At 41.8% G+C, this 13,622-nt stretch carries 10 protein-coding genes, 2 pseudogenes and 1 other annotated feature; of the genes and pseudogenes, 11 read left to right on the top strand and 1 reads right to left on the bottom strand.

Annotated features, from left to right (window positions below; translation table 11 throughout):
- The first annotated feature begins 120 nt into the window (after positions 1 to 120).
- From tig to QNH10_RS15890, 11 genes and pseudogenes are all read left to right on the top strand, one after another.
- Positions 121 to 1,406: pseudogene (gene tig / locus QNH10_RS15940) on the top strand (trigger factor).
- 147 nt (positions 1,407 to 1,553) lie between these two features.
- A complete protein-coding gene (clpX, locus tag QNH10_RS15935) occupies positions 1,554 to 2,822 on the top strand; it encodes an ATP-dependent protease ATP-binding subunit ClpX (protein WP_283732327.1) in 1,269 nt (422 codons plus the stop codon).
- A 120-nt stretch (positions 2,823 to 2,942) separates the two neighbouring features.
- A pseudogene (gene lon, locus QNH10_RS15930) lies at positions 2,943 to 5,266 on the top strand (endopeptidase La).
- Positions 5,263 to 5,844: a ribosome biogenesis GTP-binding protein YihA/YsxC gene (gene yihA / locus QNH10_RS15925; RefSeq protein ID WP_283732326.1), complete on the top strand. Its 582-nt coding sequence runs from the start codon at positions 5,263 to 5,265 to the stop codon at positions 5,842 to 5,844. Before lon ends, yihA begins: the two are co-directional and overlap by 4 nt.
- 157 nt (positions 5,845 to 6,001) lie before the next feature.
- Positions 6,002 to 7,363: a glutamyl-tRNA reductase gene (hemA, locus tag QNH10_RS15920; RefSeq protein ID WP_283732325.1), complete on the top strand. Its 1,362-nt coding sequence runs from the start codon at positions 6,002 to 6,004 to the stop codon at positions 7,361 to 7,363.
- A gap of 3 nt (positions 7,364 to 7,366) precedes the next feature.
- On the top strand, positions 7,367 to 8,197 hold the full coding sequence (gene ccsA / locus QNH10_RS15915; RefSeq protein WP_283732324.1) for a cytochrome c biogenesis protein CcsA: 831 nt from the start codon (positions 7,367 to 7,369) through the stop codon (positions 8,195 to 8,197).
- Between the two features lie 36 nt (positions 8,198 to 8,233).
- Positions 8,234 to 9,163 (top strand): hydroxymethylbilane synthase, encoded by a 930-nt coding sequence (hemC, locus tag QNH10_RS15910; protein WP_283732322.1) that lies wholly within the window; start codon positions 8,234 to 8,236, stop codon positions 9,161 to 9,163.
- Positions 9,156 to 9,917: a uroporphyrinogen-III synthase gene (locus tag QNH10_RS15905; protein WP_283732321.1), complete on the top strand. Its 762-nt coding sequence runs from the start codon at positions 9,156 to 9,158 to the stop codon at positions 9,915 to 9,917. The genes hemC and QNH10_RS15905 overlap by 8 nt, the downstream gene beginning before the upstream one ends.
- Positions 9,914 to 10,894: a porphobilinogen synthase gene (gene hemB, locus QNH10_RS15900; protein WP_283732320.1), complete on the top strand. Its 981-nt coding sequence runs from the start codon at positions 9,914 to 9,916 to the stop codon at positions 10,892 to 10,894. The genes QNH10_RS15905 and hemB overlap by 4 nt, the downstream gene beginning before the upstream one ends.
- Positions 10,895 to 12,187, top strand: coding sequence for a glutamate-1-semialdehyde 2,1-aminomutase (hemL, locus tag QNH10_RS15895; RefSeq protein ID WP_283732319.1), 1,293 nt, complete (start codon positions 10,895 to 10,897; stop codon positions 12,185 to 12,187).
- A 122-nt stretch (positions 12,188 to 12,309) separates the two neighbouring features.
- Positions 12,310 to 13,119, top strand: a complete 810-nt coding sequence (locus QNH10_RS15890; protein WP_283732318.1) for a hypothetical protein — start codon at positions 12,310 to 12,312, stop codon at positions 13,117 to 13,119.
- Here the strand turns inward: QNH10_RS15890 and QNH10_RS21385 are convergent.
- Positions 13,096 to 13,287, bottom strand: coding sequence for a hypothetical protein (locus tag QNH10_RS21385; RefSeq protein WP_283734664.1), 192 nt, complete (start codon positions 13,285 to 13,287; stop codon positions 13,096 to 13,098). The genes QNH10_RS15890 and QNH10_RS21385 overlap by 24 nt on opposite strands.
- A 67-nt stretch (positions 13,288 to 13,354) precedes the next feature.
- Positions 13,355 to 13,574: a binding site (T-box leader), on the top strand.
- Positions 13,575 to 13,622: the final 48 nt, after the last annotated feature.

Genomic DNA, 13,622 nt, shown 5'->3' with positions numbered 1-13,622 from the left:
CAGATAGATAACGCATTAAATCTGTTGAAAGATAGAAAGACTATGATATACTGTAAGGGTTGAAAATGGCGTATTCAATAACGAAAATATATTGGTCATAATGATTCGGAGGTTTTTTTAATGTCTGTTAAATGGGAAAAAGAAGAAGGTAATAAAGGTACACTAACAGTTGAGGTGCCTGCTGAAAAAGTGGACGCTGCAATTGATGAAGCATTCAAGAAGGTTGTAAAAACGGTTCAAGCACCAGGATTCCGTAAAGGGAAAATGCCACGTAAAATGTTCGAAAGAATGTACGGTGTGGAAGCACTTTACAATGACGCGCTTGACATCATCCTTCCGGAAGCATATTCAAACGCACTTGACGAATCAGGCGTAGAGCCGATTGCACAACCAGAAATCGAAATTGACGAAATGGAAAAAGGCAAAGCGCTTATCTTCAAAGCACATGTTACTTTGAAGCCAGAAGTTAAACTTGGTGACTATAAAGGCCTTGAAGTGAAACGTCAAGAAATTGAAGTTACTGACGAAGAAATCGAAGAGCAACTAAAAGAACGTCAACAAACATTTGCTGAAATGGTTATCAAAGAAGACGGCGCTGTAGAAAACGGCGACACAGTAAACCTTGATTTTGAAGGATTCGTTGATGGCGAAGCTTTTGAAGGCGGTAAAGCTGAAGGATATGACCTTGAAATCGGTTCAGGTTCATTCATTCCAGGATTTGAAGAGCAACTTGTTGGTTTAAAAGTAGGCGAAGAAAAAGACGTTGAGGTTTCTTTCCCAGAAGAATATCACGCTGCTGAATTAGCTGGAAAACCTGCTGTATTCAAAGTGAAAATTCACGAAATCAAATCAAAAGAAATTCCTGCACTTGACGATGATCTTGCAAAAGAAATCGACGAAGAAGTTGAAAGCCTTGAAGCTCTTCGTACAAAATTAAAAGAACAAAGTGCTGAAGAGAAAAAGGTGCTTCTGAAACAGCATTGCGTGATGATCTTGTAGAAGCTGCTGCAAGAAACGCTGAAATCGATATTCCAGAAGTAATGATCGATTCTGAAGTCGACCGTATGGTAGATGAGTTCGGTCAACGCCTTCAAATGCAAGGCATGAACCTTGAACTTTACTTCCAATTCTCTGGTCAAGACGAAGCGGCTTTACGTGGCCAAATGAGAGACGATGCACTTAATCGTGTTCGTGTTTCATTAACACTTGAGGCAATCGGTGCGGCTGAAAACCTTGAAGTAACTGAAGAGGAAATCAACGCTGAACTTGAAAAAATGGCTGAACAGTTTAAGATGGAAATTGATCAAATCAAACAAACTTTAGGCGGTACAAGAGTTCTTGAAAATGATTTGAAATTCAATAAAGCCGTTGAATTCTTAGTAGCAAACGCTAAAATCACTGAATAATTGTAGTTGAATAATACAAGGTGCGGTTTTCCGTACCTTGTTTTTCATAGCTAAAATTATCCCTTTTGGTAAATGATGAGCAGTTCGAATTAGTTGCTTAAAACGAGGGAATCTTGTAAGATTGTCACTTGAATAGGGGTGAGCTTGATGTTCAAATTTAATGATGAAAAAGATAATCTAAGCTGTTCTTTCTGTGGTAAAACCCAAGACCAAGTTAGAAAATTAGTTGCAGGTCAGGGTGTCTATATTTGTGATGAATGTGTTGAACTATGCGCGGAAATCGTTGAGGAGGAAGTAGGCCTCGATGAACATTTCGAGCTAAAAGACGTTCCAAAACCACGTGAAATCCAAGGCATTTTAGATGAATATATTATTGGCCAGGATCGTGCTAAAAAGTCATTAGCCGTTGCTGTATACAATCACTACAAACGTATCAACACGAATAGCAAGGTTGATGATGTTGAGATCGCTAAATCGAATATTGTTTTGATCGGTCCAACTGGTAGCGGTAAAACTCTATTGGCACAAACTTTGGCGCGTATATTGGATGTGCCTTTTGCAATCGCTGATGCTACTTCACTAACTGAAGCGGGATATGTCGGCGAGGATGTTGAGAATATTCTTTTGAAACTTATTCAAGCTGCGGATTTTGATATTGAGCGTGCTGAAAAAGGTATCATTTACATCGATGAAATCGATAAGGTCGCACGTAAATCGGAAAATGCATCCATTACTCGTGATGTCTCCGGTGAAGGGGTTCAGCAGGCGTTGCTGAAAATTCTTGAAGGTACGGTTGCGAGTGTTCCACCTCAAGGAGGACGTAAGCATCCACATCAAGAATTCCTTCAAATCGACACGACGAATATCTTATTCATCGTTGGCGGAGCATTCGATGGAATGGAAGAAATCATTAAGCGTCGTACTGGGCAAAAAGTGATTGGATTTGGAACGAATACGGAAGAAACTCCGACAGAAGAAGCTTCTTTGCTTTCGAAGCTAATTCCTGAAGATTTACAGCGTTTTGGCCTTATTCCAGAATTCATCGGCCGTTTGCCTGTAATTGCAACGCTTGAACAGTTAGATGAGCAGACGCTTTACCAAATCCTCACAGTCCCTAAAAATGCCATTGTAAAGCAATATCAAAAAATGGTTGAACTTGACGGGGTTGAATTGAAGTTTGAAGAGGATGCACTTTTAGAAATTGCTAAAGAAGCGATTGAACGGAAAACGGGTGCACGTGGCTTGCGTTCAATAATTGAAAACATAATGTTGGATATCATGTATGAACTTCCATCGCTTGATGAAGTTACAGAATGTATCATTACGAAAGAATCCGTCCTAAAGAAATCAAGCCCGATTCTTTATCGAGAAGATGGTACAATATTCGATCTCGATCAAGAGAAAAATACGGCATGATATTTGGAGGAATCAAGCTGACTCCGGCGATGCGATCTTTTCGCTCTTCGGTTGTCGGCTTTTTCCACCTTATATGACTGGCCAAATTGGATATACATATCTTATGGAGGTGACTTCCGCATGCCAAAGAAAAAAAAGCTACAAGTGCCTTTGTTGCCTTTGCGCGGGATGTTGGTTTACCCGACGATGGTTTTACATATTGACGTCGGGAGAGAGCGCTCCGTATTTGCGGTGGAGCATGCAATTGCAAATGGTAATCTAATCATGCTTGCTTCACAAAAAGATACAAGCGTTGAAAGCCCCGACGCGGATGACCTATATAAAATTGGTCTATTAGCTCACGTCAAATCATTGACTGAACTGAATAATGGAACATACCGGTTATATATCGAAGGCATTGAACGTGCAAAATGGACGAATTATGAGGAAGCCGATTTATATCCAGTTGTTGATATAGAAAGGATTCCAGAAGATACAGAAGCTGGCCCAGAAAGCATTGCGCTTATGCGTACATTGCTTCCGTATTTCAAGAACTTCGCCACTTATTCGGCGAAGGTGTCACAAGAGACGTTCGATTCAATCGCTACCATCGAAGAACCCGGAAGGCTTGCGGATATGATTGCTTCACATTTACCATTGAAGGTTTCCGCAAAACAGGAGATTCTTGAAATCATCGATGTGAAAGAGCGTCTAGAATTCCTTATTAATAAGCTACATAATGAACAGGAAATTCTTGAATTGGAACGGAAGATCAACAACCGTGTAAAAGAAGCAATGGAACGGACACAAAAAGAATTTTATCTGCGCGAACAGATGAAGGCTATTCAAAAAGAACTTGGGGACAAAGATGGAAAAAGCATCGAGGTTGTCGAGTTAACTGAGAAAATCGAAAATGCAGGAATGCCCGATCATGTTAAAGAAGCTGCATTCAGAGAACTTGATCGTTATGAAAAATCCATTCAGCATCAGCTGAAAGCGGGGTTATCCGGAATTACATCGATTGGTTGATTGCTTTACCTTGGTCAGATGCATCGGATGATCAGTTGGACATTAAACGTTCGGAAACAATCTTAAATCGCGACCATGAAGGGTTGGAATCTGTTAAGGAACGAATTTTGGAATATTTAGCCGTCCGTCAAATGACCAATTCATTGCGTGGTCCAATTCTTTGTCTTGACGGTCCTCCGGGTGTAGGGAAGACATCTCTTGCCCGTTCGATTGCGGAATCGTTAGGACGGACTTTTGTCAGAATTTCACTCGGTGGTGTAAGGGATGAATCCGAAATAAGAGGGCATCGTCGCACTTATGTCGGTGCAATGCCAGGACGGATCATACAAGGTATGAAAAAAGCAGGTAAGGTAAATCCGGTATTTCTGCTTGATGAGATTGATAAAATGTCTAACGACTTTAGGGGAGACCCTTCTGCTGCAATGCTTGAGGTTTTGGATCCAGAGCAAAACTCCACCTTCAGCGACCATTACATTGAGGAGCCGTATGATCTATCAAATGTCCTGTTCATCGCCACTTCGAATGATTTAGGCTCGATACCAGGTCCATTAAGGGATCGAATGGAAGTTATTTCAATTCCAGGCTATACAGAAATAGAGAAACAGGCAATTGCTAAAAATCATCTGATTCCAAAACAGTTAAAAGAACATGGCCTTACAAAGTCCCAAGTGCGTATAAATGATGAAGCAATCAAAAATATTGTTCGTTATTACACAAGGGAAGCAGGCGTCCGCGGTTTGGAACGTGAAATTGCGAGGATTTGCAGAAGAGCCGCAAAACAAATTGTTACTGGGGAAAAGAAAAGTGTTACCGTCAGTGCAAAGACCCTCGAAACACTTTTAGGCAAGAAAAAGCATAGCTATGGTCAGGCTGAAAAGAAAAACCAGATTGGTGTAGCGACAGGTCTTGCCTATACGACGGTTGGTGGGGATACTTTACAAATAGAGGTTTCACTGTCACCAGGCAAAGGGAAATTGATACTGACTGGAAAATTAGGGGATGTCATGAAAGAATCCGCCCAAACAGCACTTTCCTACGTTAGATCCAAGGCGGAGGAGTTCAAGATTGACCCCGAATTCCATGAAAAAAGCGACATTCACATCCACGTACCGGAAGGCGCAGTCCCTAAAGATGGCCCTTCTGCGGGTGTAACGATTGCAACTGCTTTAGTTTCGTCATTGACAAAGCGGCCAATCCGTCGGGAAGTTGGAATGACTGGTGAAATCACACTTCGGGGCAGAGTGTTGCCGATTGGCGGAGTGAAAGAGAAATCGTTGAGCGCTCATCGGGCGGGATTGACAACGATTATTTTGCCAGAAGCGAATGAACGTGATATTGAAGATATACCTGAAAGTGTACGTAGTGAGCTGACATTCAAGCTTGTTTCGGATGCTGAAGAAGTATTAGCAATTGCATTAGAGGAGGCATCCGAATGAAGGTCAACCAAGTTGAGATGATAATGAGTGCAGTAAAACCAGAACAATATCCAGATGATGGATTCCCGGAGTTTGCTTTAGCGGGACGTTCGAATGTAGGAAAGTCGTCATTTATCAATAAAATGATCGGCCGAAAAAGTTTAGCGAGGACTTCCTCCAAACCAGGTAAGACTCAGACCTTGAATTTTTATAAAATCGAGGAAAAGTTATTCTTTGTGGACGTACCCGGTTATGGGTATGCGAAGGTCGCGAAATCTGAACGTGAAGCATGGGGTGGTATGATTGATCGATATTTGACAGGCAGGGAACAGTTGCGTGCCGTTGTGCAAATCGTGGATTTGCGTCATCCGCCAAGTAAAGACGATTGCATTATGTATGATTTCCTTGGTCATTATAATATCCCAACAATTATCATCGCGACGAAAGCGGATAAAATACCTAAAGGTAAATGGGAGAAGCATAAGAAAATCATCCGAGATGAATTGTATTTGCGAGCTGGTGATCCGATAATTGTTTTTTCATCTGAAAAAGGGATTGGAATGGACGAGGCATGGCGTGAAATCGAAAAAAGAATGTAATGAAAATCCGGATGACGTATCATCCGGATTTTTTACCTATAGAGTCCTTCCTAAACCGTAGATTCTTCAATGTTTAGTCACATTATAAACCGATTAAAATAATGGAATATGTTATAATCGGATATGTAAAAATGAACGGGAGAGGTGTGGGCACCTTATGAATACAATCGTGGTCGGTGTTAACTACCGAACAGCTCCAGTTGAATTAAGGGAAAAATTATCTTTTGTGGAGGCAGAATTGCCGAAAGCTATGCAAGCACTGCAAAAGGAAAAAAGCATATTGGAGAACACAATCATTTCAACGTGCAATCGGACTGAAATTTATGCAGTTGCCGACCAAATTCACACTGGACGCTATTATGTTAAACGGTTTTTAGCCGATTGGTTCAATATGGATATAGAGGAATTATCTCCTCATTTACTTATATACGAAAATGATGCAGCGATTGAACATTTAATGAGAGTAACTGCCGGAATCGATTCTATGGTCCTTGGCGAAACACAGATTTTAGGACAAGTTAGGGACAGTTTCTTAAAGGCTCAGGAAATCGGTACGACAGGTACAGTCTTTAATGAATTGTTTAAACAGGCGGTAACGCTTGCGAAGCGGGCTCATTCTGAAACGGCGATTGCTGATAATGCAGTCTCTGTATCCTACGCTGCAGTAGAGCTTGGAAAGAAGATCTTCGGTTCATTGAAAGATAAACATATCGCAATCCTTGGAGCAGGTAAGATGGGTGAATTGGCGATTAAGAATCTTCATGGTAGCGGCGCAGGAAAGGTCACTGTAATAAATCGAACTTTGTCGAAGGCAGAAGAAATGGCGCGCCAATTCGGCGGAAATGCCAAATCAATGCAGGAATTGCAATGCACCTTGTTGGAAGCTGATATTTTAATTAGTTCTACAGGAGCAACAGATTTTGTCATCGATTTTGAATTGATGCAATTTGTTGAGAAACTTCGTAAAGGAAAGCCGATTTTCATGGTGGACATTGCCGTTCCACGTGACTTGGATCCAAGAATCGGTGATTTGCCTAACGTCTTCCTCTACGATATCGATGATTTACAAGGTATCGTTGAAGCAAATTTGGCAGAACGTAAACGTGCAGCTGAAGAGATCGGTTTGATGATTGAAGAGGAAATCGTCACCTTTAAAGAATGGATTGCAACCCTTGGCGTAGTTCCACTTATAGCGCAATTACGTGAAAAGGCACATCACATCCAATCTGAGACAATGGCCAGCATTGAAAACAAATTGCCAAGCCTAACAGAACGCGAAAAGAAAGTATTGAACAAACATACAAAGTCAATCATCAATCAATTATTAAAAGAACCAATCCTTCAGGCAAAGGAATTGGCCATGGACGACAACGCAGCAGAAAAATTAGCCTTGTTCAAACAAATCTTTGGGCTTGCAAATGAAGACGAGGCAGAGCAAATTGAATCACAAGCAACTAATCAGCAAAAGAAGCCTGTTAACATTGCAAAAAAGATTGCCCAGCCTGATTTATCATTTTAAAATATGGCTGAAATGACTATGGCAAGATTCCATGAAATAATAATAATCCTGTACGCGGTAAGTCTTGTATTTTACTTCATCGACTATTTGAATACGAATAAATTCGCACACCGCAGCGCATTTTGGATTTTATCACTTGTCTATATCATGCAAACAGGCTTCCTTATCGCTACCGTATTAGAAAAGAAACAATTTCCGATCCTTTCACTATACGAAGGGATTTATTTCTATGCGTGGCTACTCATCTCGTTATCAATGGTTTTACAGGTATTCTCAAAAGTCGGGTTTGCCGTATTCTTTTTAAACGTAATCGGCTTTATTTTCATGTCTATATACGCATTTGCACCAATGCAAATTGAACAATCACCGATTGGTGAGTCTTTACTCTCGGAGTTGCTATTTATCCATATAACGTTCGCTATTCTTTCTTATGCAGCATTCGCAATGTCCCTTGTATCTGCCATACTTTATCTACTTGTATATAAATTGCTGAAGGAAAAGAAATGGACAAAACAGTTTGGTCGATTACCTTCGCTTCATCAAACATTGACAGGTATGAAAGTATCAATCTATACAGGAATACCTGTTTTGTTAGTAAGCCTTATTTTAGGGATACAGTGGGCGTTTGTCGCGTTAGATGATTGGTTGTTAACCGATATGAAAATCATCGGGTCGTTTCTTATAATTATTCTTTATAGTTTAGTATTGTTTTTACAAAGAAGAGGAAAACTGACAGCGAACGATTTTGCTTGGGCGAACGTCTTCGCTTTTCTTTTTGTCATCATTAACTTTTTTCTTGGAAGCAGATTATCACAATTCCATTTTTGGATTTGAACCTGAAGAATATTTAACAGCGGAAGGAAGATTGTATTGAGGAAAATCATAGTTGGTTCACGACGGAGTAAACTTGCACTGACACAAACTAACTGGTTTATTGACCAACTGAAAGCAGCTGGAGCACCATTTGAATTTGAAGTGAAAGAAATTGTGACGAAAGGGGATAAAATTCTCGACGTCATGCTTTCAAAGGTAGGGGGCAAAGGTTTATTTGTTAAAGAGATTCAACAAGCCCTTTTCGATAAGGAGATTGACTTTGCTGTTCATAGTATGAAGGATATGCCAGCAGTTCTTCCGGAAGGATTAACGATTGGATGTATTCCTCCACGTGTAGATCCACGCGATGCCTTTATATCCAAGGATCATATTAAATTCATGGACTTGCCTGTTGGCGCAGTAGTTGGTACGTCAAGCTTACGTAGGAGTTCTCAACTACTTCTATTACGTCCAGATCTTGAAATTAAATGGATCCGAGGTAATATCGACACAAGACTGAAAAAAATGCAAGATGGCGAATATGATGCGATTCTCCTTGCTGCTGCTGGATTGAAGCGAATGGGATGGAGCGAGGATGTCGTTACTGAATATATGTCCATCGAAGACTGCATTCCCGCGGTTGGTCAAGGGGCACTTTCTATTGAATGCAGAAGCGAAGATGAAGAATTATTGGCGGAGCTTGCAAAAGTTTCTGATCCAAAGACATGGAAAGAAGTAGATGCGGAGCGGACGTTCCTTTCCGAAATGGATGGATCATGCCAAGTTCCGATTGCCGGATTTGCAGAATCAGTCGGAGATGAAGTCGAATTGACCGGATATATTGCTTCTCCTGATGCTAAGCAAGTATTTAAAAAGACGATACGCGGTAAAGATGCAATTGCAGTCGGAAAAGAAGTGGCGACCGCATTGCAGGCAGAAGGAGCTTCTGAAGTGATTGAGAAAGTGAAGGCGGAAATGGATGCCTGAACATGGGTCACTGCTTGGAGAAACCGTGATTTTCACAGGGACGCTCAAGACGCTTGAGGTTTTTGACCTTGTCCGGCACTATGGGGGCGTTCCTGTTTCCATTCCTCTTATCCAAGTGAATGAAGTTGAAGAGCAGACGGATGAAACAAAGATGAAAAACTGTGCAAACTTTGATTGGCTTATTTTCACAAGTCAAAATGCAGTAAGGGCATTCCAATCCAAAATGGAACGCTTTGCTATATCTGTGAATGAAATTCCTTCGAAGATTGCGGCTGTAGGCACACGTACTGCAGCAGCACTAGAGAAAATCGGATTTTCCGTTGAATTCATTCCATCTGTATTTAGTGCGGATGTATTTGTGAAGCAATTTAAGCCTACTAATGGAGAATTGAATGTACTTTTCCTGAAAGGAACTCTTGCAGGAAGTATAATTCGCGAAGAATTGCCATTCGAAGTCAAGGAATGGACGGTTTATGAAACCGGAGCAAAACGTGATTCGATCGATTCTCTTGTAGATTTATTGAAAAACAAGAGAAATTGTAGTGTTCTGTTTGCAAGCCCATCTGCTGTCCGAGTTTTTAAGGAAGATGCTGTACCTATCATCGGTTGGGAAGGCTATACAATTGGTGCGATAGGGCATATAACCGAAAGGGCGCTGATTGAGGCTGGAGCGACAGTGGATGTTAAGCCAGAAATTTATACTCTTAAAGAACTTGTTAAATCTTTGTCTAAAAGAAAGGATGAATTCCGATGACCCAATTACATTTCCGACGTAATCGCCGTTTGCGTACTTCTAATACGTTACGCTCGATGGTGAGGGAAACTATTTTGACGAAAGAAGATTTCATTTATCCCATTTTCGTAATTGAAGGGGAAAATGTGAAAAATGAAATCAGTTCGATGCCAGGCATATATCAATTATCAATTGATCGATTAATGGATGAGGTGGATGAAGTTGTTTCTCTTGGAATCCCATCGGTCATTCTTTTTGGAATTCCTGCAACGAAAGATTCAACCGGAACAGGGGCTTATGATGAGCAAGGGATTGTCCAGAAAGCGACAAGATTGATAAAAGAAAAGCATCCTGAACTTGTTGTTGTGGCGGACACTTGTCTATGTGAATATACGGATCACGGCCATTGCGGTGTTGTACATGGAGAGAAAGTATTGAACGATCCTTCATTGGATCTACTCGCGAAGACTGCGGTCAGCCAAGCTGAAGCAGGCGCCGATATCATTGCGCCTTCCAATATGATGGACGGTTTCGTTATTGCGATTCGCCAAGCATTGGATGAAGCTGGTTTCGAAGATATTCCAATCATGTCTTACTCGGTGAAATATTCTTCTGCTTACTACGGTCCATTCCGTGATGCGGCTGATTCAGCCCCACAATTTGGGGATAGAAAGACGTACCAAATGGATCCGGCTAACCGGATGGAAGCCCTTCGTGAAGCAGAGTCTGATGTTTTGGAAGGGGCTGACTTCCTTATCGTTAAGCCTGCACTTTCGTATTTGGACATTATGCGCGATGTGAAAAACAGTGTGCTGCTTCCTGTTGTTGCCTATAACGTTAGCGGAGAGTATTCAATGGTAAAGGCGGCCGCGCAAAATGGATGGATCAATGAAAAGGAAATCGTTTTGGAAACTTTGACAAGTATGAAACGCGCGGGTGCAGACCTCATTATGACATACCATGCAAAAGACGCTGCGCGTTGGCTGGAGGGAAAATAAATGGGAAGAAATTTTGAAAAGTCTAAGCAAGCGTTTGCGGAAGCAGTGAATTTAATGCCAGGAGGAGTTAACTCTCCCGTCCGTGCATTCAAATCGGTTAATATGGATCCGATTTTCATGGCTAGTGGGAAGGGCCCGATCATTACTGATATCGATGGTAATGATTATATTGACTACGTTCTGTCATGGGGACCCCTAATTTTGGGACATGCAGACCCGGATGTTGTAGAGGCTATCAAAAATGTAGCTGAAACTGGAACAAGCTTTGGGGCACCGACATTGTTGGAAAATGAATTGGCGAAAATCGTTATCGATCGTGTACCGTCTATCGAGGTTATCCGGATGGTTTCTTCAGGGACCGAAGCGACAATGAGCGCATTGCGTTTGGCACGTGGCTATACGGGGCGCAATAAGATTTTGAAGTTCGAAGGATGTTACCACGGTCATGGTGATTCATTGCTCATTAAAGCGGGTTCTGGGGTTGCTACACTTGGCTTGCCAGACAGCCCTGGTGTTCCGGAAGGTATTGCGAAGAACACGATTACAGTGCCTTATAATGATTTGGAAAGCGTCCGGGTCGCATTCGAACAATTCGGAGATGACCTTGCATGTGTAATCGTTGAACCTGTTGCCGGCAATATGGGTGTTGTTCCGCCGGAGCCTAAGTTCCTCGAAGGATTGCGTGAATTGACCGAGAAAAACGGCACATTACTGATCTTTGACGAAGTGATGACTGGTTTTCGTGTCGATTATAATTGTGCCCAAGGTTATTTCGGCATCACACCGGATTTGACTTGTCTTGGAAAGGTTATCGGAGGAGGACTTCCTGTCGGTGCCTACGGCGGAAAACGTGAAATTATGCAGCATATTGCACCTGCCGGGACTGTATATCAAGCAGGTACGCTATCCGGAAACCCATTGGCAATGACTGCGGGTATCTCAACGTTGAAAAAATTGACACCTGCTTCATATGATCATTTCAAGAAACTTGGTGATCAATTAGAGGCTGGATTCCGCGAAGCAGCAGAGAAATACAATATTCCACATACTGTAAATCGTGCTGGATCAATGATTGGCTTCTTCTTCACGAATGAAAAAGTGGTCAATTATGATAAAGCAAAGTCATCCGACCTACAATTGTTTGCTGAATATTTCCGTTTAATGGCGGAAGAGGGAATCTTCCTGCCACCTTCCCAATTTGAGGGCATGTTCCTTTCAGCAACACACACAGAAGAACATATCGCTCGAACTGTAGAAGCATTCCATAAAGTATTCTCTCAACTCGCACGCTAAATTTATCAAACCATCCATTGTCATTAAGCCGACGATGGATGGTTTTTGTGAATTAATCCTTTTTCTTCTACCTTTCGGGCTTGTTGCATATAATGCCAAGAGAATTGAGGGAGGGAAAAAGTATGACAAAATTACAATGGGATATGAAAGAGGTATTCTATTTCCCTACGGATGTTGGGGTACCAAGTTCTGCACGCGTTGTTAAAGTAAAAGCAGGATTTACAGAAAAACGTTCAGAAGATGCAGTGCGACTTTCAGGCATTTATCATATAGCTGCCAAAGTCGAATTTGGGGAAGGTCAGAGGGCTGAAATGATTCCTCAGGAAGTGGTTTATGTAGATGATGTAGAAATGGATGGTCAAGTAGGTTATTTCGAATATGCAGTCCCGCTGAATATCGATTTGCCTCCTGAAGTTGAGCATCCATTGCGTGTAGAAGCGTCAGATGTTAATGCCCACTTTGACGGACAAGGTGCGTTGACCATCGCATGGAATGTAAATTGTGCTCATGGTGCCTCGAATAATGAAGCTGCGGTAGAAAATACAAAAGCCGAAGAAACCGCAAGTGTTCAGGCAAGCGAAGTAGTTGCGGAAGTTAAACAGGATAATGCTACAGCCCAATCTGTGCCTGAGGAAACTATTAGCAAGGCCAAGCAGGCGGTCGCCGAATTGGAACCTCAACAAGCAACGGCACAGGCTGAAGAAACTCAACAAGTACTAATAACCGAGGAGAAACTGGCGGTTGCACATGTCAGCGAATCCCATCAAGAAACAACTTCGCAACAACAAGCCACTGCGAAGCTTGTACCAGAAGTAACAGCAACGTACGACAGCAGCTCATCGAATGGTGATGATATACTGTCCTACATTGCAGAGTTGCCGGATGGATGGTCAACGACAAGTTTCCGTTCAAATGATGTTTTTGTAGAGTAGGAAAGCGATTCCGCAAAGCAAGCAAAATAAGAGGAAATCGCCTGTCGTAGGGACGATTAAAAGTCTGATCAGTTGAAAAACAGTGATCGGTATGATGATGCCCTTACAATAAAATCTGCATTTTCGTAACCAAGGCGGCAATAAATAGGGGTTGTATCCTTTTCTCATACTACCTTCCTTTCGTAATGTACTTGACAAAGTCTCCTTCTGTAGCATACAATGCTCATAACTATATAATGATGCATTGAACGGGAGAGTACGCAGATATCATTTATTCAAGAGAGGGCGCCATTGGTGGGAGGGCCTATAAATGAGTTGCGGAAAGTCACCCGGGAGCAGTTTCCGTGAATTAGAGTAGCGGAAGCCGGTTTGAAACCGTTATTTGTTATGAGGCATATACGCAATCTGTATATGCGAATAAAGGTGGTACCACGAATAACTCCTTCGTCCTTTTTGGCGAATGGAGTTTTTTTGTTTTCTGCTTTTATTCAAAATCTTAAATT

Source organism: Sporosarcina thermotolerans (assembly GCF_030067815.1).
Lineage (GTDB): Bacteria > Bacillota > Bacilli > Bacillales_A > Planococcaceae > Sporosarcina > Sporosarcina thermotolerans.
Note: the sequence above shows the minus strand (reverse complement) of the source record. Positions and strands in the feature narration are given on the sequence as shown.

Excerpts from the sequence above, each read along its gene's own strand:
- clpX (WP_283732327.1), top strand. The coding sequence starts at position 1,554 with ATGTTCAAATTTAATGATGAAAAAGATAATCTAAGCTGTTCTTTCTGT.
- yihA (WP_283732326.1), top strand. The coding sequence starts at position 5,263 with ATGAAGGTCAACCAAGTTGAGATGATAATGAGTGCAGTAAAACCAGAA.
- hemA (WP_283732325.1), top strand. The coding sequence starts at position 6,002 with ATGAATACAATCGTGGTCGGTGTTAACTACCGAACAGCTCCAGTTGAA.
- ccsA (WP_283732324.1), top strand. The coding sequence starts at position 7,367 with ATGGCTGAAATGACTATGGCAAGATTCCATGAAATAATAATAATCCTG.
- QNH10_RS15905 (WP_283732321.1), top strand. The coding sequence starts at position 9,156 with ATGCCTGAACATGGGTCACTGCTTGGAGAAACCGTGATTTTCACAGGG.
- hemB (WP_283732320.1), top strand. The coding sequence starts at position 9,914 with ATGACCCAATTACATTTCCGACGTAATCGCCGTTTGCGTACTTCTAAT.
- hemL (WP_283732319.1), top strand. The coding sequence starts at position 10,895 with ATGGGAAGAAATTTTGAAAAGTCTAAGCAAGCGTTTGCGGAAGCAGTG.
- QNH10_RS15890 (WP_283732318.1), top strand. The coding sequence starts at position 12,310 with ATGACAAAATTACAATGGGATATGAAAGAGGTATTCTATTTCCCTACG.
- QNH10_RS21385 (WP_283734664.1), bottom strand. The coding sequence starts at position 13,287 with ATGAGAAAAGGATACAACCCCTATTTATTGCCGCCTTGGTTACGAAAA.